Origin of the sequence: Aeromonas sp. 603079 (assembly GCF_049172135.1) — a bacterium.
In the GTDB taxonomy this organism is placed as follows: domain Bacteria; phylum Pseudomonadota; class Gammaproteobacteria; order Enterobacterales; family Aeromonadaceae; genus Aeromonas; species Aeromonas veronii.
In genome coordinates, this window is sequence record NZ_JAAKPX010000011.1 from 103,056 (window position 1) to 122,001 (window position 18,946).

Annotated in this window: 18 protein-coding genes; 12 read left to right on the forward strand and 6 right to left on the reverse strand. The window is 60.4% G+C overall.

Annotated elements, in window-relative coordinates; genetic code table 11:
• The first annotated feature begins 60 nt into the window (after positions 1-60).
• Positions 61-216 carry a pleiotropic regulatory protein RsmS gene (gene rsmS / locus G5287_RS10150; protein WP_005359642.1) on the forward strand — a complete coding sequence of 52 codons (156 nt, stop codon included), beginning with the start codon at positions 61-63 and terminating at the stop codon, positions 214-216.
• 45 nt (positions 217-261) lie between these two features.
• On the opposite strand, the gene G5287_RS10155 is transcribed toward rsmS, so the two are convergent.
• Entirely contained in the window at positions 262-1,104 is an 843-nt protein-coding gene (locus tag G5287_RS10155) for a LysR family transcriptional regulator (protein WP_421231239.1), read from the reverse strand.
• A gap of 176 nt (positions 1,105-1,280) precedes the next feature.
• On the opposite strand from G5287_RS10155, the gene G5287_RS10160 reads away from it, so the two are divergent.
• The gene (locus tag G5287_RS10160; protein ID WP_421231240.1) at positions 1,281-2,543 is read left to right on the forward strand and encodes a cyanate transporter; all 1,263 of its coding nucleotides are present in this window, start codon (positions 1,281-1,283) and stop codon (positions 2,541-2,543) included.
• A gap of 68 nt (positions 2,544-2,611) precedes the next feature.
• Here the strand turns inward: G5287_RS10160 and rluF are convergent, their stop codons facing one another.
• On the reverse strand, positions 2,612-3,628 hold the full coding sequence (gene rluF, locus G5287_RS10165; RefSeq protein WP_115544538.1) for a 23S rRNA pseudouridine(2604) synthase RluF: 1,017 nt from the start codon (positions 3,626-3,628) through the stop codon (positions 2,612-2,614).
• A complete protein-coding gene (locus G5287_RS10170) occupies positions 3,618-3,740 on the reverse strand; it encodes a hypothetical protein (RefSeq protein WP_005337590.1) in 123 nt (40 codons plus the stop codon). The genes rluF and G5287_RS10170 overlap by 11 nt, the downstream gene beginning before the upstream one ends.
• A gap of 343 nt (positions 3,741-4,083) precedes the next feature.
• Between G5287_RS10170 and G5287_RS10175 the strand changes: the two genes are divergently transcribed.
• The gene (locus tag G5287_RS10175; protein WP_421231241.1) at positions 4,084-5,664 is read left to right on the forward strand and encodes an alpha/beta hydrolase; all 1,581 of its coding nucleotides are present in this window, start codon (positions 4,084-4,086) and stop codon (positions 5,662-5,664) included.
• A gap of 221 nt (positions 5,665-5,885) precedes the next feature.
• On the opposite strand, the gene G5287_RS10180 is transcribed toward G5287_RS10175, so the two are convergent.
• Positions 5,886-6,254 (reverse strand): VOC family protein, encoded by a 369-nt coding sequence (locus G5287_RS10180; RefSeq protein ID WP_043825666.1) that lies wholly within the window; start codon positions 6,252-6,254, stop codon positions 5,886-5,888.
• 163 nt (positions 6,255-6,417) lie between these two features.
• The gene (locus tag G5287_RS10185) at positions 6,418-6,885 is read right to left on the reverse strand and encodes a hypothetical protein (protein ID WP_421231242.1); all 468 of its coding nucleotides are present in this window, start codon (positions 6,883-6,885) and stop codon (positions 6,418-6,420) included.
• A gap of 153 nt (positions 6,886-7,038) precedes the next feature.
• On the opposite strand from G5287_RS10185, the gene G5287_RS10190 reads away from it, so the two are divergent.
• The 9 genes from G5287_RS10190 to gloA all read left to right on the forward strand — a co-directional run bounded on the left by G5287_RS10190 (position 7,039) and on the right by gloA (position 17,933).
• Entirely contained in the window at positions 7,039-10,182 is a 3,144-nt protein-coding gene (locus G5287_RS10190; RefSeq protein WP_421231243.1) for a DUF3427 domain-containing protein, read from the forward strand.
• Between the two features lie 181 nt (positions 10,183-10,363).
• Complete coding sequence (gene rsxA / locus G5287_RS10195) at positions 10,364-10,945, forward strand: electron transport complex subunit RsxA (protein ID WP_005337600.1); 582 nt, start codon at positions 10,364-10,366, stop codon at positions 10,943-10,945.
• A 2-nt stretch (positions 10,946-10,947) separates the two neighbouring features.
• Positions 10,948-11,526 carry an electron transport complex subunit RsxB gene (gene rsxB / locus G5287_RS10200; RefSeq protein ID WP_005350799.1) on the forward strand — a complete coding sequence of 193 codons (579 nt, stop codon included), beginning with the start codon at positions 10,948-10,950 and terminating at the stop codon, positions 11,524-11,526.
• 14 nt (positions 11,527-11,540) lie between these two features.
• Positions 11,541-14,291, forward strand: a complete 2,751-nt coding sequence (gene rsxC / locus G5287_RS10205) for an electron transport complex subunit RsxC (protein WP_216953277.1) — start codon at positions 11,541-11,543, stop codon at positions 14,289-14,291.
• 11 nt (positions 14,292-14,302) lie between these two features.
• On the forward strand, positions 14,303-15,355 hold the full coding sequence (rsxD, locus tag G5287_RS10210) for an electron transport complex subunit RsxD (RefSeq protein ID WP_144712554.1): 1,053 nt from the start codon (positions 14,303-14,305) through the stop codon (positions 15,353-15,355).
• A 43-nt stretch (positions 15,356-15,398) separates the two neighbouring features.
• On the forward strand, positions 15,399-16,031 hold the full coding sequence (gene rsxG, locus G5287_RS10215) for an electron transport complex subunit RsxG (protein WP_005359614.1): 633 nt from the start codon (positions 15,399-15,401) through the stop codon (positions 16,029-16,031).
• Between the two features lie 15 nt (positions 16,032-16,046).
• A complete protein-coding gene (locus G5287_RS10220; RefSeq protein ID WP_374835452.1) occupies positions 16,047-16,808 on the forward strand; it encodes an electron transport complex subunit E in 762 nt (253 codons plus the stop codon).
• A gap of 13 nt (positions 16,809-16,821) precedes the next feature.
• Entirely contained in the window at positions 16,822-17,463 is a 642-nt protein-coding gene (nth, locus tag G5287_RS10225; protein ID WP_227342383.1) for an endonuclease III, read from the forward strand.
• Positions 17,464-17,519: 56 nt separating this feature from the next.
• Positions 17,520-17,933, forward strand: coding sequence for a lactoylglutathione lyase (gene gloA / locus G5287_RS10230; protein ID WP_005337610.1), 414 nt, complete (start codon positions 17,520-17,522; stop codon positions 17,931-17,933).
• An 85-nt stretch (positions 17,934-18,018) separates the two neighbouring features.
• Here gloA and G5287_RS10235 read toward each other — a convergent pair whose 3' ends face one another.
• Positions 18,019-18,894 carry a flagellar protein MotY gene (locus G5287_RS10235; RefSeq protein WP_005337611.1) on the reverse strand — a complete coding sequence of 292 codons (876 nt, stop codon included), beginning with the start codon at positions 18,892-18,894 and terminating at the stop codon, positions 18,019-18,021.
• Between the last annotated feature and the right edge of the window lie 52 nt (positions 18,895-18,946).

Consider the following 18,946-nt stretch of genomic DNA (forward strand, 5'->3'; position numbering starts at 1 on the left):
TTCTGCCAACGACGGCACCCCTGTATAATCCCCCCTCTTCCCGCAACCGGAACCCTGCCCATGTCACTGGAAACTGCCCCACCCGAGGTGAAACTCGCGGTGGATCTGATTGAACTGCTGGAGACCAACCAGCTGGCCCCCGAGCTGGTGCTGGCGGCGCTGGCCATCGTCAAGAATGACTACGAGCGCAAGCTGGCGGAGGGGAAGGATCACTGATCCCCCCGTTTATCTTTCCGACTTCAGTTTTCCCCATACCACAAGTTACTGCGGCCCCATCACCTCGTCACAGAGGGCGATCAGGGCCGCGCTCAAGCGGGTGAGCGGCTCGCTCCCGCTTCCCCCGGCATGGAGCGCCAGCTCCACCGGCGCCACCTTGGGCCACTGGGTCAGGGCCAGCTGATCGGCGGGCATCAGCCGTTTGGGTAGCAAGCTCACCCCGATCCCCGCGCTCACCGCCCCCTGCAAACTGGCAAGGCTGGCGCTGACATAGGCGATACGCCAACGCCGACCCAGACCATCAAGCGCCTCGGTCATCTGCCGCCGATAGAGCCCTTCGCTCGGGAACACCACCAGCGGCAGCGGATCACGCCCCTTCGCCGGCCAGTCGCGACTATCGACCCACACCAGCGGTTCGCGCCAGCTGGCAAGGGGCGAACCCTGCCCCCGCACCTGCTTGACCAGCGCCAGATCCAGTTCCCCCGCCGCGAAGCGCTGCCAGATTTGATGGCTCAGGCCGCTCTCCACCTCCAGCCGCACCTCGGGGTAGTCGCGGGCAAAGGCGGCCAGCACCGGAGTGATGGCACCCGCGGCGAAATCCTCCGGCACCCCGAGGCTGAGCGCCACGCTCCCTTCCGTCACTTGTTCTTCGGCCTGCGCCAGCAGCGCCAGAATGCGGCGGGCCAGCCCCAGCAATTTTTCCCCCTCCGCCGTCGCCACCACCTGACGGCCAGCACGATCGAGCAGCGGGCAGCCAAGCTGCTGCTCAAGGCGGCGGATCTGCTGGCTGATGGTGGATTGGGTCAGATGGACCCGTTCACCGGCGCGGGTAAAGCTGCCGGTGTCGATAATGGCGACAAAACTGCGCAGTAACAGGGGATCCAGCATGGGGCACTCCATTTACAAAACCACTTAAACCCATTCTATCATTTAATTTCCAAATGACTTTCGAGCCCGTTAGGCTGGCGCTTTTGCCTCCTTTGACGGTGATCTGCCATGTTCAGCCCCGATGACTCCGTGTCCCGAGTGCCCCCTGTCTCTCCCAGAACCGGAAACAGCACCCGATGAATCAACGAAATACGGATCAACCCGCAGGCCAGACCGCACTGCTGGTGCTGGTGATCCTGATTGGCCTTAACCTGCGCCCCTTTCTTACCGCCATCGGCCCGTTGAGCGGCGAGATTGGCCGCGCCCTGTCGCTGGGGATGGACACCGTCGCCTGGCTCACCCTGCTGCCGCTGTGGCTCATCGGGGTCGGCGTGCTGCTCACCCCCAGCCTGCGTAGACGCGCCAGTGCGTGCCAACTGCTGGGGGCGGCCCTGCTGCTGCTCGGCATTGGCAGCGCCATGCGCTTCGATGCCCAAAGCGGCAGCTTGCTGATCGCCAGTGCTGCGCTGTGTGGATTGGGCTCGGCACTGGTACAGGGGGTGCTGCCCGCACTGATCAAGCAGGCCTTCGCCCACAAGGTACCGCTGGTGATGGGGATCTTCTCCGCCTGCATGATGGGGGGCGGGGCATTGGGGGCCAGCCTTACCCCAAGGCTGGCAGCGAGCCTCGACTGGTCGCAGGCACTGGCGCTCTGGAGCCTGCCGCTGCTGCTGGCCCTCGTCTGGCTGGGGTGGAAAGTGCGTCTGCCAAGCACCGCGGCGGTCGCTATTCCCGACGGCGAGCAGCGATTGATCACCCTGCCCCGCAGCTGGTTGCTGATCGCCTGCTTTGGCATCATCAACAGCGGTTACGGCATCGTAGTGGCCTGGCTGGCCCCCGCCTATATGGCGCAAGGGTGGAGCGCCGCGCAAGCGGGCGAGCTGGTCGCCTGGCTGGCGCTGGCGCAGACCGCCAGCGGCCTCGGTCTGCCGCTGCTGGCGGCGCGCAAGATGGATCGGCGGCCGTGGATGGCGCTGGCAATTGCCATGCAGCTGGCGGGATTCGGCGGTCTCTGGCTGGCGCCAGCCAGTGCCCCCATTCTCTGGTGCATGCTGTGCGGCGCCGGTCTTGGCGGCAGTTTTTCGCTCATCATGGTGATTGCGCTCGATCACCTGCCCGACCCGCGCCGCGCCGGCACCCTGAGCGCCCTGATGCAGGGCTTCGGCTTTATGCTGGCAGCCACCGGCCCCTGGGTGGCGGCGCGGCTCTATCACTATGTGGGCGACTTCGCTGCCGCCTGGCAGTGGCAACTGGGGGGCTTGCTGCTGATGAGCCTGCTGGTGCTGCGCCTCGACCCGCGCCACTACCCCCGCGTTATGCGGTTACCGACCGCCAGCGAGCCAACTCTTTCGGCGCCCCGCCCAACCGACTCTGCGACCCAAAGCAACACACCGGACTGAGGCCGGTGTGTTGGGGATAGCAGTGTTGAGGATCACAAGACGAGGCTGACGCCACTCAGGGGGGCAACTCAGCGCCCCTTCTTCTGCCGTCCGGTGTTAGCGGTGCGCGGCTTGCCAGCGGCCGGTTTGCCACCCTTGGGAGCCCCTTTGCCAGCGCCGCCCTTGTTGGCAGCACCTTTACCCGCGCCCCCCTTGCCCACCGGCAGCTTCTTCTCGAAGGCTTCCGGGCCCGGCACATTGGGACGCCCGCCAATCTCGTGATCATCATCGCGGCGCGGCTTCTTGCCCTGCCCCGGTTTGGCGGTTTGCGCCGCAGGGGCCTTGGCCGCCTTGGGCTTGTCGCCTTTGGCCGGTTTCACCTCGGAGGAGGAGTCCTCAATCAGCTTGAACAGATCGATCAGCTCGTCGTCGGTGAGATCGCGCCACTCGCCCACCGGCAGCCCCTTGAGGCTGACGTTCATGATGCGAATGCGCTCCAGCTTGGTCACTTCAAAACCGAAGTGCTCGCACATCCGGCGGATCTGGCGATTCAGCCCCTGCACTAGCGTGATACGAAAAACGAACGGCGCCTCTTTCTTCACCTTGCACTTCTTGGTCACAGTACCGAGGATCGGCACCCCGGCCGCCATCCCGCGCACAAACTCGTCGGTCACCGGCTTGTCGACGGTCACCAGATACTCTTTCTCGTGATCGTTGCCCGCCCGCAGGATCTTGTTGACCAGATCGCCGTGGTTGGTGAGAAAAATCAGCCCCTGCGAATCCTTGTCGAGCCGCCCAATGGGGAAGACCCGGGTGCTGTGGTTGACGAAATCGACGATGTTGTCCTTCTCGCCCGCCTCTGTGGTACTGACGATGCCCACCGGCTTGTTGAGAGCGATCAGCACCAGACTGTCCGCCTCGCGCGGCTCGATCACCTGACCGTTCACCTTGACCAGATCGCCGACCTGCACCTGATCACCGATCCCGGCCCGCTTGCCGTTGATAAAGACGTGGCCCTGCTCAATAAAGCGGTCGGCCTCGCGACGCGAGCAGATACCGCTCTCGCTGATGTATTTGTTCAGGCGCATGGATTCGTTAGCCAGCATGGGTCACCTGCCACAGGTTCTGGGCCGCGCCCGGTTGTGCCATCGCCTGTTCCGGCTGTGCCGGGGAGGCTGTTTGCTGCATCAGCCAATTCACTACGTCAAAGTTCTGCATACCATTCCATCTTCAAAAAAGGCCAATGCCAGCTTATCCATCAAAAAACGCCGCTACAGTAGCATAATTGCCCCCTTTCAGGGGCAGATAGTTGCAGGGCCGCAGCGCCCAAGCGGGCATCTGCGGACAAGTTCACGCCGCCAGATGGCCCGCGATGCAGCCTTCGAACGGCCAGCCTGATGTAAGCGGCGGGATCAGGCGCCCACAGCCAGCGCGGCCGAACGCCATCAACTATACATATCACCTTGTTTCCATTAGGCTTTAAGCCGATTGGCAGCGCCCAATGTGCTGCACCGAACTCGCCCGCCCAAAGGCGGCCCCCCCTATCGCCAAGGATTGCACCATGCTGGCTCACACTCGCCGCCTTGTTCGCCGTGCTCTGCTAACTCTGTTGCTGCTGTTGCTGACCGCATGGGCGGTGATCGCCTACTTCGCCTGGCAGGCAGCGCCGCTACAACTGTGGCACACTGTGGTGCCCCCCGAACTCAGCGCCGATGAGCTCGATAGCAGCGACTGGCAAGCCTATCTGACCCGCGAAGCAGAGCTGTTCGAGCTGGTGGCCACCGAGGTGGTCGCCAAGACGCCGCCGGAGCAGCAACTGGCCAGCAATCGCTACTATCAGGACGCGCCCATCAATCCCGCCCGCTTTCAGCAGAACTGGAACCGCTCCTACCTGCTGCGCCCCGAGGGGGACGTCAAAGGGGTTGCTGTGCTGCTGCACGGCCTGACCGACTCCCCCTACAGCCTGCGCCATCTGGCCAGACGCTATCAGCAGCAGGGCTTTATCGCGCTGGGGCTGCGGATCCCCGGCCACGGCACTGTGCCCGCTGGCCTCGTGGATGTGGATTGGGAGACCTGGCTGGCCGCCACCCGACTGGCGGTGCGGGAGGCCAGATTGCTGGCACCGGGCAAGCGGCCGCTGCATCTGGTGGGCTTTTCCAACGGCGGCGCGCTGGCGGTGAAATATGCGCTCGATGCGCTGGCCGACCCGAGCGGCACGCTGGCAAAACCGGATCGGCTGGTACTGATCTCCCCGATGATCGGGGTGACCCGCTTTGCCCGCTTCGCCGGGCTCAAGGCGGTCCCTGCCCTGCTGCCCGCCTTTGCCAGCGCCGCCTGGCTCGACACCATGCCGGAGTTCAACCCGTTCAAATACAACTCGTTCCCGGTCAACGGGGCGCGCCAGTCCTATCGCCTGACCCACGCCATCCAGCAGCAGGTGCGCCAACTGGCCGCCAGTGGCGAGCTGGCGGCGTTTCCCCCCGCCCTCACCTTCCAGTCGGTGATGGACTACACCGTCAGCACCCGCTCCATCATTGCCGATCTCTACCACTACCTGCCTGCCAACGGCAGCGAACTGGTGCTGTTTGATATCAACCGCAGCACCCTGTTTGGCCCGCTGATGAGCTCGGCCTCCGAGCTGGCGCTGCACCGCTTGCTGCCAAACGCCCCCGGGCACTATCGCCTCACCGTGGTGGGCAATGTCGAGCCAACCGCCCCCGCAACGCAGGCCAGAACGCTGGCCAGCGCCGACCAACCTGAGCAGGTTCGCCTGCTGGGTATCGATTATCCCAAAGAGATCTACTCCCTCTCCCACGTGGCGCTCCCCTTCCCGATGGACGACCCCCTCTATGGCATGGCGGCGCGCCCGGAGCAGCGGGAGCAATACGGCATCAATCTCGGCGGTCTGGCCCTGCGTGGCGAGCGCGGCGTGCTGATCGTCAACCCCGGCGCCCTCACCCGCACCTCCTCCAACCCCTTCTACCCCTATCTGCAGCAGCGGGTGATGGAGACCCTCATCGCCCCTCCCGTCGCCCGGCCTGCCGCCGTAACCCCGGCCAGCAGTGGTCAACCTGATGCGGCCTATCAGGCAGAAGTGGAGCAGTTTTTACAGGAGAGCGACGAGAGCAGCGCACCTTTCTAGGGCGTCTCTGCCACATCGGCCAAGCGGCCAACGTGCTTGGCGCGATAGCGATACGAGAAAGGGGCCGTCAATTAACGGCCCCTTTCTGTTGCTGATGGCGATGGGACTGATGGCTTGGTGGGCTCAGGGATAGATGCTCACTTCTATCAGGTTCCGGTCCTGATCGAGGAAATAGAGTGACTCTGATAGGTGTTGCACCGTTAAGCGCCACGCCAACCCTGTCAGGGGTAGATGCTCACTTCTATCAGGTTCTGGTCAGGGTCGAGGAAGTAGATGGATTCTATCGGCCCGCAGGCACCGCTTTTGGTCACAGGTCCCTCGACAATCTCCACCCCGTGGCAGGCAAGCTGGGCCATCACCTGCTCCAGCGGCCAGCGGGTGATCAGGCAGACATCCCCCGACCCTACCTGCGCCCGATTGCGCGGCTCCTGCCCCAGCAGTTGCAGATTGATCTTCTGGTTGCCAAACCCCACCGCCCGGCGCCCCGCACCGAAGGTAATGGCCTCCATATTGAGCACCGAACTGTAAAATTCCACGGCCCGTTCGATATCACTGACCGTCAATACCAGATGGTCGATATGGCTGATCATGGTTACCTCCTGGTGGTGATCTGGCTGATGTGACCGGCATATACCCGCAAGCATCCGACTGTCGTCGCCACGGCGGGCTACCCCATCATACCCGGCAAGGGGAAGCCCATGTGTGCCGTGGCGCGCAAAGCGAGCGCAAATGATCTGGTCAGATAAATTCGCGTTACTGCACCGCTGCGCACGCTTTATTCCGCTGGGCCAGCAGGGCGCCATCGTCACTGTCCATTGCCGCCAGAATCGCCTGATTGCAGGCACGCTCCGCCAGCTTGGCCGGACTCTGTTTGGCATCCCCAATCTCGGCAATCATCGGCCGATAACTAATGGCCGCCGAGCAGTACATGGTGCGAAATTTGGGCAGTTGCCAACTGCTGTCATCCTGCCGGGTCAAGTCATCGCACAGCTTGTGAAACAGGGCGGACGCCTTGACCGTGCACTGGCTAAAACGCCGAACATCCTGCTGGTAGGAACGACAAACGCTCGGCTGCTGGATCTGCCACAGCTGAAAAGAGAACGGGACCGACTCCCCCTCATACTGCACCACCAGCGTCTTGGCCTCAGTGCCATAGATATCCGCGACCTGCTGCTGTACCAGATTGAGATAAGCCGAAAAAAGATAGGAAACCGGATCCATCACCACCTCCCTGTGGTTGTCACTGTCGGGCTGTATCACGAAAACCGGAGCGATTTTCAAACGAGCAACAGACGACAACAGCTTACTGATTTGGTTGGAAAAAATGATACTCTTCTCGCCACCCTCATGTACAACGTTCAAGGCTAAAGTGCGATGCAACAATGCGGTATTTATGAACAGCTCATTACTCAACTGCTGACATCTCGACTCGACCGCGAGCACTTTTACGTAGGGGAACGCCAGCTTGAACCTGCCGAAGCGGCAGTTTGGTTATCCAGATTTCTGAGCCGGGTTTTGGAATATGCGGTGGGCTCGGTAACTGGAGAGGATCAGCTGCAACGGCAGATCGAGCTGGCTAACCAGTTATTGCTTTGGCTAAAGGATCGCACCCAAGACCCAGACTTTATTAGCGAGAACCTCATCGATAGTCAGGGAAAAATTCTGACAGCGCTCTACCAATTGGATAACCCCATCTCCGCCAATTTAAAACAATATGCCGAGGATATTTTCCCTCTGACAGGTCTCACTCAGAGCGAACTGTTTTGTGGCAGCAATGCGGGTTTGTCGATGGAGTCGGAGATTAAACGGGAAATATTATCGGCAGATAGCATCTGCTGGCTGGTCTCATTTATCAAATGGGCAGGTATCCGGATTTTCCGTCATGAGCTGGAAGAGTTCACTCGCAGCGGCCGCCAATTAAAAGTAATTACTACCTCTTATATGGGGGCGACCGACGCCAAGGCAGTTGAATTTTTAGCCAGCCTCCCAAATACCGAAGTCAAACTCAGCTATAACACCCAGCGCGAGCGGTTGCATGCCAAGAGCTATCTCTTTTGCCGAAATACCGGCTTTCATACCGGCTATATAGGTTCCTCCAATCTCTCTCACTCTGCCCTCACTAGCGGCTTGGAGTGGAACCTAAAAATCACCTCGCAAGAGATCCCTCATATTATCGAGAAATCTCTAAGTACCTTTGAAACCTATTGGGAATCCGATGATTTTGAGCTGTTTGATGGCAAGCTCGAAAGCCGTACAAAATTGCAGCATGCACTGCAAGAGGCCCGTGGGGATGGGGACAAAAATAGCCCTGCCTATTTCTTTGATATCACGCCGTTTCCCCATCAACTGGAGATCCTTGAACAATTGGCGATGGAGCGCGCTTTACACCAGCGCTTCCGTAACTTGGTGGTTGCGGCCACCGGTACAGGGAAAACCCTGATCTCCGCTTTTGATTTTGCGCGTTTTCTGAAAACCAAACCCGACGCCAAGTTTCTGTTTGTCGCCCACAAAGAGGAGATCTTGCGCCAAGCATTGGCCTCATACCGCGGAGTGCTCAAGCAATCCAATTTTGGCGAACTCTTGGTCGGCGGCGCCGTGCCGACCCACTACCGTCAGCTATTTGCCTCGGTGCAATCCTTGAATAACCAGCTGGCTAATTTACGTCTTAGCCCAGACTATTTCGATTACATCGTCATCGATGAGGTTCACCATATTGCGGCGGCCAGTTATCGTGGTTTGCTCGCCGCCTTTGAACCTCACATTCTGTTGGGATTAACCGCAACGCCAGAGCGCCATGATGGCGGTGATATTCTTGCCGACTTTTGTGGTGTCATCTCAGCAGAGATCCGCTTGCCCGAGGCCATCAATCGTCGCCATCTCTGTCCGTTCCAATATTTTGGTATCGATGATGATACTGACTTGCGCCAAGTGGCTTGGAAAAATGGCCGTTATGACATCACTGAACTCACCAATATCTATACCCACAATCAGCAGCGGGTACAGAAAATAGTCCAGAGCCTCAATGAGATCGTCACCGATATTACCAAGATCAAAGCGCTGGCATTTTGTGTGAGCCGTGAACATGCCGACTTTATGTGCAAGGCATTTTTATTGAAGGGCATCAAGGCTGACATCCTCACCAGCGATAATCGAGACGAGCGGCATAGTAAACAACAAGATTTGCGCACTGGGGTTATCAATATTCTCTGCGTGGTGGACATCTTCAACGAAGGGGTTGATATCCCGGAAGTCGATACCTTGCTGTTTTTACGACCAACGGAAAGCCTCACTATCTTCTTGCAGCAATTAGGGCGCGGCCTGCGGCTGGCGAGCGATAAAGAGTGCTGCACCGTGTTGGACTTTGTTGGCAATGCCCGTGCTGAGTATGACTTTGCCCAGAAATTCCGGGCACTGGTGGGTAAAACTAATAAGGCGATCAGCCACGAGATCAAACAGGGCTTCCCTCACTCCCCCTTGGGCTGCCGCATCGAACTCTCAAAACAGACCCAAGAGTTAATTCTGAGCAATATCAAGAAGGCGACCCTCAATACCTCACGCCTCATGGGCCTGATCCGCCGTTTCTCACAGGACTGTGATTTACCGCTGACGCTGGCGAACTTTTTGAAGTTCTACCCTCACATCAGCCTTGAGGAGATCTACAAGCGCTGCAATTGGAGCGCCTTGGTCAAACAGGCCCACAACCATACCATTTCTGAAATGAGCGATGAAAAGCTGTCGACTCTCTACACCCGGGCCATCAAAACCCGGCTATTGGGCTGCGATGCGCTCCATTACTTGAACTTCTTACAAACCTTGGTGGCAGACGCCTTTACCTTAACGGCCGAGCACGATGCACGCATGGCCTTGATGTGCCATTACGACTTCTGGCAACAGAGCGGCCCCACTGCTGGCTTTAGCTCCTTGGCGCACAGCCTGAAACAACTCAATCAACCTGAATTAAGGGCCGAGCTGGCAGATCTGTTGCCCATGCTGATCAACCGGGTGCAACACGAACAAAGCGCCATGCCAAACCTTCCCGGTAATCCACTGCAGCTGCATGCCCGTTATGCCAGAGAGCAGGTGCTGGTTGGCTTTGGCGCGACTACCTTCGCGCAGCAACCCACTGCTCGCGAAGGGGTCTATCTCATCGCAGAGCAACATATCGAGTTGCTGTTCGTGACCTTGAACAAAACGGAACAGCACTTCTCCCCCACCACCCGTTATCACGACTACGCCATCAACGAGTCGCTGTTTCATTGGCAGAGCCAAAACAGCGCTCGCCCAGAACGGGGTAAGGGGCTGAGTTACATAAACCACAGAGCAGAAGGTAAGCGCTTGTTTCTGTTCGTCCGCGAGCAGAGCAAAGATGAATTTGGCCGCACCCTTGGCTTTGTGAACTTTGGTGAGGTGGAGTACGTATCCCACACAGGCAGCCAACCGATGAACATAAAATGGCGTCTCACTACTCCGATGCCGCCATTTATGTGGAAAGAGGCCGCCAAACTGGCTGTTGGTTAGTATGGCTTCTCACCCGGTGGGGATATGACGCAAAACCCACCGGATTCTCGCCCAAAACCCCGGCTAAATTATCCAGTTGCATAATAACCATGCGGCCTTGCGGTTGTTTAACTGGCCCTAACGTCAGATAATACCGCCCGCCTTCAAACCCCGATAACCCGACTTTCAGTGACGGTAATTGATGACTGAGTACCTGCTTTTATTGATCGGCACCGTGCTGGTTAACAACTTCGTGCTGGTGAAATTCCTCGGCCTCTGCCCCTTTATGGGGGTCTCCGGCAAGCTGGAAACCGCCATCGGCATGGGGCTGGCGACCACCTTCGTGATGACCCTCGCCAGTGCCAGCTCCTATCTGGTGGAGCACTATATCCTGCTGCCGCTGGATATCGCCTATCTGCGTACCCTCGCCTTTATTCTGGTGATCGCCGTGGTGGTACAGTTTACCGAGATGGTGGTGCGCAAGAGCAGCCCGACCCTCTATCGCCTGCTGGGGATCTTCCTGCCGCTCATCACCACCAACTGCGCGGTGCTCGGGGTGGCGCTGCTCAGCATCAATGAGCGACACGACTTTATCCAGAGCGTGATCTACGGCTTTGGCGCCGCGACCGGCTTCTCGCTGGTGTTGATCCTGTTTGCCGCCATGCGCGAGCGTCTGGTCGCCGCCGATGTACCCGCGCCGTTTCGCGGGGTGTCGATTGCCATGATCACCGCCGGTCTGATGTCGCTGGCCTTTATGGGCTTTACCGGCCTTATCAAGATATAACCATGATCCATATTCTCTTTGCCATTCTGGTGCTCACCCTGCTGGCGCTGGCGTTCGGGATTATCCTGGGCTTTGCCGCCGTCAAGTTTCATGTGGAAGCAGACCCCATCGTCGACCAGCTCGATGCCCTGCTGCCGCAAACCCAGTGTGGCCAGTGCGGCTATCCCGGCTGCAAACCCTACGCCGAGGCGCTCGCCAACGGCGATCAGATCAACAAGTGCGTACCCGGTGGCGAGGCCACCATGCGCAAGATTGCCGATCTGATGGGGGTCGAGCCCCAGCCGCTGGGGGGCAGTGACGAGGCCGCCGTGCCGGTCAAGAAGGTCGCCTTTATCCACGAAGATCAGTGCATCGGCTGCACCAAGTGCATTCAGGCCTGCCCGGTGGATGCCATCGTCGGCGCCACCAAGGCGATGCATACCGTGATTGCCAACGAGTGCACCGGTTGCGATCTCTGTGTCGATCCCTGTCCGACCGACTGCATCGAGATGATCCCGGTGCCCACCACGGTCGATAACTGGAAGTGGGATCTTAATAACGTGCATGTTCCGGGCAAGATTCCGGTCAAGATAGTGGAATAAACAGCGGAGCAACCATGCATTCCTTACTCGAACGTATCAAAGCCGGCACGCTCTGGGACTTTCACGGTGGCATTCACCCCGCCGACAACAAGCTGCAATCAAGCCAGAGCCCGGTGGTAGACGCCGGTCTGCCGCCACGCCTCATCATTCCGCTGCGCCAGCACGCAGGCCCCGCCGGCGATCTGCTGGTGCAGGTGGGCGACAAGGTCAAAAAAGGGCAGCCGCTGACCCGTTATGCCAAGGGGCGGGTCGTCCCTGTCCATGCCTCCACCTCGGGCACCATCACCGAGATTGGCAACCACACGGTTGCCCACCCCTCCGGACTCGGCGATCTCTGCGTCATCCTCACCCCGGATGGGGAAGATGAATGGGGCGAGCGCAATGGCAAAGCCGATTACTGGAATCTGGAGCGGGGCGAGCTGCTCGAGCGCATTCAGCAGGCGGGGGTAGCGGGCCTTGGCGGCGCCGTGTTCCCGACCCACAGCAAGCTCGACGGCCGCGGCCAGCTCACCGAGATCCTGATCGTCAACGGGCTGGAGTGCGAACCCTATATCACCACCGACGATCGGCTGATGCAGCAGTACGCCGACGAAATCATGGATGGCATCCGGGTGCTCAAGCACCTGCTCAAACCGAAACTCACCCTGATCGGAGTGGAAGACAACAAGCCCGAGGCGATCGAGCAGCTGACCCGCCACGCCACCGATGAAGATGTGCTGGTCAAGACGGTGCCGACCAAGTACCCCTCGGGCGGTGCCAAGCAGACCATCGAACTGCTCACCGGCCGTCAGGTGCCCAAGGGGGGCCGCGCGGTCGATATCGGCATCATGGTGCTCAACGTCGCCACCGTGTTTGCCATCAAGCGCGCCATTATCGACGGCGAACCGCTGATCGAGCGGATCGTCACCCTCACCGGGGACAGCTTCAAGAAACCCGGCAACGCCTGGGTACGCCTGGGTACGCCGGTGCGCTGGCTGTTGCAGCGTTTCGAGCTGCAACCGGAAGCGGAGCAGCGGGTGATCATGGGTGGCCCCATGATGGGCTTTACCCTGCCCCACGCCATGGTGCCTGTGGTCAAGGCCACCAACTGCCTGCTGGCGCCGACGCAGGCCGAACTGCCCGCCCCCGGCCCGGAGCAGCCCTGCATCCGTTGCAGCGCCTGTGCCGATGCCTGCCCGGCCACTCTGCTGCCGCAAGAGCTCTACTGGTACAGCCGGGCCAAGGAGTATGACAAGGCCGAGAAGCTCAACCTGATGGACTGCATTGAGTGCGGCGCCTGCGCCTGGGTCTGCCCGAGCGAGATCCCGCTGGTGCAGTACTACAAGATTGCCAAAGACGACATTCGCGAAGCCCGTGCCGAGGCCGAAAAAGCCGAGCGTGCCAAGCAGCGTTTCGAGGCCAAGCAGGCCCGTTTCGAGCGGGAGAAAGCGGCCCGTGAAGCGCGCCACGCCGAAGCCGCCGCCCAGCGCCGTCAGACCATGACGGCCGCAGGCGGGGAAGATCCGGTGGCAGCGGCACTGGCCCGCATCAAGGCCAAGCAGGATGCGCCCATCACTGCCATTACCGCCACCGCCGAGGGCTTGCCTGACAACAGCGCGGTGATTGCCGCCCGCGAAGCCCGCAAACGGGAAGCGGAGGCGCGCCGCGCCGCCAAGCTGGCGGAGAGCGCAAACAGCGAAACAGCCGCTGCGGCGCAACCCGCCGAGGCGGTTGACCCCGCCAGCGATCCCAAGAAAGCGGCCATCGCCGCCGCACTGGCCCGCGCCAAGGCCAAAAAGGCCGCTCAGGCTGGCGATATCGCCGAGCCTGTGACTGCCGAAGCCGTTGCTGCGCCTGAGGTAGATGCTGATCAGCAAAAGGCAGAGGTTGATCCGAAAAAAGCGGCGATTGCCGCCGCCATTGCCCGTGCCAAAGCCAAAAAGGCCGAGGCCAGTGGCGAGCCGGTAAGCGCAGCCAACAGCGCGGTAGCCGACGCAGGCTCGCAAGGCGATGCGCCATCTGCTGCCAGCGAAGCAGTTGATCCCAAGAAAGCCGCTATTGCTGCTGCCATCGCCCGGGCCAAAGCCAAAAAGGCGGCCCAGCAGGGTGACAGCGCTGAGGGCGATCTGACTGCAAACACAGGCACCAGCGAATCCGCTGCAACCCAAAGCGATGCGCCATCTGCGGCCAGCGAAGCGGTTGATCCCAAGAAAGCCGCTATCGCCGCTGCCATTGCCCGCGCCAAGGCCAAAAAGCTGGCCCAGCAGGGTGAAAGTGCCGGTGCTGAGGATGCGAAGAGTGAGCCAGCTGCCAGCGCACAGACCCGCGACATGACGGTAGCCAAGAGCGAAGTAACCACCAGCCAAAGCGATACGGCTGCAAGTGAAGCGGTCGATCCCAAGAAGGCCGCTATCGCCGCAGCCATCGCCCGGGCCAAGGCCAAAAAGCTGGCCCAGCAGAGCGCAAGTACCAGTGCTGAGGTAGAAAATGCCGGTGCTGGGGTAGAAAGTGCCGGTACTCAGGTAGAGAGTGCCGGAACTGAGGGTGAGCGCGCACCGGCTGAGCCGATGCAAAGCGATGCTGCCAGCAGTGAGCAACCACTTGCCGTCACAGAGGCTCCTGAAGCGAGCGCCCCTGTGGCTGACGCCCCGGTTGATCCGAAAAAAGCGGCCATTGCAGCCGCAGTGGCCCGCGCCAAGGCGAAGAAGCTGGCGGCCGAGGCAGCCAGAGCCGCAGAGACAGCCGCTGAAGATGCCCCGTCAGCCGACCGAACAACCACAAGGTAATCGACAGACTCATGTTCAATATTGCGACTGCGCCGTTTGCCCATAACCGCAAACAGACCCGAACCCTGATGCTGCTGGTGATCCTGGCCTGCGTGCCGGGCTTGCTGGCCCAGACTTGGTTCTTCGGCTGGGGCTCCTTTATCCAGATCCTGCTGGCGTTGGTGACCGCGCTGCTGTGCGAGGCGCTGGTGCTCAAGCTCCGTGGCCGCGCCATCAAGCCAGCCCTGATGGATGGCAGTGCGGCGCTCACCGCCGTGCTGATCGGTCTCTCCCTGCCGCCGCTGCTGCCGTGGTGGATGCTGGTAGTGGGCACAGCCTTTGCGATCATCGTCGCCAAACACCTTTACGGCGGACTGGGTCAGAACCTGTTCAACCCGGCCATGGTCGCCTATGTGCTGCTGCTGGTCTCCTTCCCGGTGCAGATGACCAGCTGGCTGCCACCGGAGAGCGTGCGCGCCTACAGCCTCGGCTTTGGTGATGCGGCGTCGGTGATCTTCACCGGCTTTAGTCTCGACGGCTACAGCATGACCCAGCTCAAGCAGGGGGTGGATGGTCTCACCATGGCGACCCCCCTCGATACCCTGAAAACAGGCCTGACTCAGGGGCTCACCACCGGCGAGATCCTGAGCGGCCCGCTGTTCGAGGGTTGGGGCGGCATCGGCTGGAGCTGGGTCAACCTCGGCTATCTGCTGGGCGGCCTCTTCCTGCTGCAACAGAAGGTGATCAACTGGCGCATTCCCACCGCCATTCTCGGTGCCCTGCTGGCGGCCTCGACCGTCGGCTATCTGGTAAGCCCGGATGCGACTGCCACGCCCATGTTCCATCTCTTTAGCGGCGCTACCATGCTGGGGGCCTTCTTTATCGCCACCGATCCGGTCAGCGCCTGCACCACGCCGCGCGGCCGACTGGTCTATGGCGTGCTGATCGGCGTGCTGGTCTACATCATTCGCCGCTTTGGCGGCTATCCGGATGCGTTCGCCTTCGCCGTGCTGCTGGCCAACCTTTGTGTGCCGTTTATAGACAGCCTGACTCGCCCGAAAGTGTATGGAGCCCGTCGCCAATGATGTTTCTGCCCTTTTCCCCCATCACAGCTGACGGAGCCCGGACATGTTAAAGAGCATGCGCAAGAACGGCCTTATTCTGGCGATGTTCGCGCTGGGCTGTACCGCGCTGGTGGTACTGACCAACGAGCTGACCAAGGATAAAATCGCCCACCAGCAGCAGCTGGAGAAACAGCAGACTCTCTCGGTATTGCTGCCGGAGGGGAGCTATGACAACGATCTGGTGGCCAGCTGCAAGCAGGTGACCAGCAGGAAGTATCTCGGCAGCGATCAGCCGCAAGCCCTCTATACCGCCAGCAAAAATGGCGTGGTGACCGGCTATGCGCTGGAGGCGATCGCGCCGGATGGCTACAGCGGGGCGATCCGCATCGTGGCGGGCTTTGATGCCAAGGGCACCATCACCGCCGTGCGCGTGCTCGCTCACAACGAGACCCCTGGCCTCGGTGACAAGATCGAGCTGAAAAAATCTGACTGGATCAACAGCTTTGCCGGAAAATTCCTGACCCATGACAACGAGCCCCAGTGGGCGGTTAAGAAGGATGGCGGCGAGTTCGATGCCTTTACCGGCGCCACCATCACCCCGCGAGCCGTGGTCAAGGCGGTGAAGAACCTGCTGAAACTGCAGCAGGAGCAACCCGAACTGCTCAGCAACGCCCCGGCTTGTCCGGCGGCGAACTAACGGAGTCGAGCCATCATGAACCAGATGGAACAGATTGAAACGGGCGCGACCCCGATTGCCGAGCTGGAAAGCCGCAAGGGCGAGCTCAAGGAGCTGATGAGTCAGGGGCTTTGGAAGAACAACCCCTCGCTGGTGCAGGTGCTGGGGCTCTGCCCGACCCTCGCCGTCTCCTCCACCTTTACCAATGCGCTGGGGCTGGGCCTTGCCACCATGGCGGTGCTGGTCTGCTCCAACCTTGCCGTCTCGCTGGTGCGCAACTGGGTGCCGAAAGATATTCGCATCCCGGTCTATGTGATGATCATCGCCTCGCTGGTGACCAGCGTGCAGCTGCTGATGAACGCCTACACCTATGGCCTCTATCAGGCACTCGGCATCTTTATCGCCCTCATCGTCACCAACTGCGTCATCATCGGCCGCGCCGAGGCGTATGCCTCCAAGAATCCGCCGCTGCTGGCGGCCCTCGACGGCCTGATGATGGGCCTTGGTTTTACCCTGGTGCTGCTGGTACTGGGCGGCATGCGCGAGATCATCGGCATGGGCACCCTGTTTGATGGCGCCGAGCTGCTGCTGGGCGAGTGGGCCAAATCCCTGCGCATCGAGCTGTTCCACGCCGATGCCAGTCTGCTGCTGGCGATTTTGCCGCCGGGCGGTTTTATCGGGCTGGGACTGCTGATCGCCGCCAAGAACGCCATCAACGACTGGCGGGACCGCAAACAAGCATCCACAGTGGCCCACTGCAACGTTGCCCCGGCTCGCGTCCGGGCGACCGAACTATGATCGGACGCAAGGCATGAATAACCAGAAACGCAGAGAGATCCTCGAGCGACTGCGGGAAAACAACCCCCACCCCACCACAGAGCTCAATTTCAACTCGCCATTCGAGCTGTTGATCGCCGTGCTGCTCTCGGCGCAGGCAACCGATGTCAGCGTCAACAAGGCGACCGACAAACTCTATCCGGTGGCCAACACCCCGCAAGCAATGCTGGATCTCGGGGTGGACGGGCTCAAGGAGTACATCAAGACCATTGGCCTGTTCAATACCAAGGCCGAGAACGTCATCAAGACCTGCGCCATCTTGCTGGAGCGCCACGGAGGCGAGGTGCCAGAGAACCGCGAAGCGCTGGAAGCCCTGCCCGGCGTCGGCCGCAAGACCGCCAACGTGGTGCTCAACACCGCCTTTGGCTGGCCCACTATCGCCGTCGATACCCATATCTTCCGGGTATCGAACCGCACCGGCTTTGCGGTAGGCAAGAACGTAGATCAGGTGGAGGAGAAGCTGCTCAAAGTGGTACCCGCCGAGTTCAAGCTGGATGTCCACCACTGGCTCATCCTGCACGGGCGTTACACCTGTCTGGCTCGCAAGCCCCGTTGTGGTTCCTGTATCATCGAGAACTTGTGCGAATACAAAGAGAAGGTCTATCCAGAAAGCTGATGGCCTCGCAACCGAGATTGAAAGCAGTACACATCACCAACCCGGAGAACTGAGCAATGAGAATTCTGCATACCATGCTGCGTGTCGGCGATCTGCAACGCTCCATCGACTTCTACACCCGTGTCCTTGGCATGAAGCTGCTGCGCAAGAGCGAGAACAGCGAGTACAAGTACACCCTGGCCTTCGTCGGTTACGGTGACGAGAAGGATGAAGCGGTGATCGAGCTGACCTACAACTGGGGGGTGAGCGAGTACGAACTGGGCTCTGCCTATGGCCACATCGCGCTGGAAGCAGACGACATCTATGCCACCTGCGAAGCGCTGCGCGCCGCCGGTGCCAAGATCACCCGCGAGCCGGGCCCGGTCAAGGGTGGCACCACCGTCATCGCCTTCGTCGAAGATCCGGACGGTTACAAGATTGAACTGATTGCCAAGAAAGATGCCGGTACAGGGCTGGGTGACAGCTTCTAAGCTGCCCTAATCCCGCTGCCGAATGGCAGGATCAAAAAAGAGCGCAGATGCGCTCTTTTTTATGCTTCTCTGACCGGGGACGGCGCTAGATCTCGCCATTGCGCCCCATGCTGATCACCACCCGCCGGTTCTTGGCACGACCCTGCTCCGTTTCGTTGGAGGCGACGTGCTGCTTCTCGCCATGCCCCTCCACCGAGATCTTGCCGGGATCAATCCCCAGATCGACAAACACCTTCTTGATGGCATCGGCCCGCTTCTCGGAGAGTTTCAGGTTCGGCCAGCGGCCGCCATAGCTGTCGCTGTAGGCGTCGATCACCACCACGTCGATGCTCTTGTCCGCCTTGATAAACTCGCTGATCATCGCCAGCCGCCGCTTGGAGGGGATGGAGAGCTGATCGCTGTTCTTGTCGTAGGTGAGCACGCTAAAGGCGATGTCGTTGAAGCTGTAGGGCAAGAGCCCGCTCAGACAGTCGATAAATGCCTGATATTTCACCCGAAAGTTGACCGACGAGAGGGACACTCGCACCGCGCGGTTCTGGCGATACCAGTCCCGATACTGGAAGGTCGGCATCCGCCCCCCCTCCAGCTCGTCGAGCATGGTCCAGGCGGTTTGCCCCTCCACAAGCCCATCGAACTGCTGATAGAAGCGCAGCTGGCTCACTTCTCGCCCGGCAATCCCTGGGCGCCATACCGGCGGCATGATGCCAAGACTCACCGTCTGGGTCTGGGCCTGTGGCCGCTTGCCCTTGAGCTCAAAGTCGAGGTTGATCTTGCGCCCGGCACGGCTGACAAAGGCCCCCGTTCCCCAGTTGGGGATCGGGTGCTCGAGGCGACACTCAATCTGGGTATCGGAGGTCAAACGCCAGACGGATTGATCCAGACCGGCACCAAATTCGGTGACCCCAGCCTGTAACTGCATACTCACGGATATGCTGACCAACCCCAACACCCAAGCGTTCAATTGCTTGTCCTCCACACGATCTCACAAGGGGTATCGGCCAGGGAGGGACAAG

Coding starts and splice junctions, on each gene's coding strand:
- rsxA (WP_005337600.1), top strand. CDS start 10,364: ATGACTGAGTACCTGCTTTTATTGATCGGCACCGTGCTGGTTAACAAC.
- rluF (WP_115544538.1), bottom strand. CDS start 3,628: ATGCTGGCTAACGAATCCATGCGCCTGAACAAATACATCAGCGAGAGC.
- G5287_RS10220 (WP_374835452.1), top strand. CDS start 16,047: ATGAACCAGATGGAACAGATTGAAACGGGCGCGACCCCGATTGCCGAG.
- G5287_RS10185 (WP_421231242.1), bottom strand. CDS start 6,885: ATGGATCCGGTTTCCTATCTTTTTTCGGCTTATCTCAATCTGGTACAG.
- rsxC (WP_216953277.1), top strand. CDS start 11,541: ATGCATTCCTTACTCGAACGTATCAAAGCCGGCACGCTCTGGGACTTT.
- G5287_RS10170 (WP_005337590.1), bottom strand. CDS start 3,740: ATGCAGAACTTTGACGTAGTGAATTGGCTGATGCAGCAAACAGCCTCC.
- G5287_RS10155 (WP_421231239.1), bottom strand. CDS start 1,104: ATGCTGGATCCCCTGTTACTGCGCAGTTTTGTCGCCATTATCGACACC.
- gloA (WP_005337610.1), top strand. CDS start 17,520: ATGAGAATTCTGCATACCATGCTGCGTGTCGGCGATCTGCAACGCTCC.
- G5287_RS10175 (WP_421231241.1), top strand. CDS start 4,084: ATGCTGGCTCACACTCGCCGCCTTGTTCGCCGTGCTCTGCTAACTCTG.
- nth (WP_227342383.1), top strand. CDS start 16,822: ATGAATAACCAGAAACGCAGAGAGATCCTCGAGCGACTGCGGGAAAAC.
- rsmS (WP_005359642.1), top strand. CDS start 61: ATGTCACTGGAAACTGCCCCACCCGAGGTGAAACTCGCGGTGGATCTG.
- rsxD (WP_144712554.1), top strand. CDS start 14,303: ATGTTCAATATTGCGACTGCGCCGTTTGCCCATAACCGCAAACAGACC.
- G5287_RS10180 (WP_043825666.1), bottom strand. CDS start 6,254: ATGATCAGCCATATCGACCATCTGGTATTGACGGTCAGTGATATCGAA.
- rsxG (WP_005359614.1), top strand. CDS start 15,399: ATGTTAAAGAGCATGCGCAAGAACGGCCTTATTCTGGCGATGTTCGCG.
- G5287_RS10190 (WP_421231243.1), top strand. CDS start 7,039: ATGCAACAATGCGGTATTTATGAACAGCTCATTACTCAACTGCTGACA.
- G5287_RS10160 (WP_421231240.1), top strand. CDS start 1,281: ATGAATCAACGAAATACGGATCAACCCGCAGGCCAGACCGCACTGCTG.
- rsxB (WP_005350799.1), top strand. CDS start 10,948: ATGATCCATATTCTCTTTGCCATTCTGGTGCTCACCCTGCTGGCGCTG.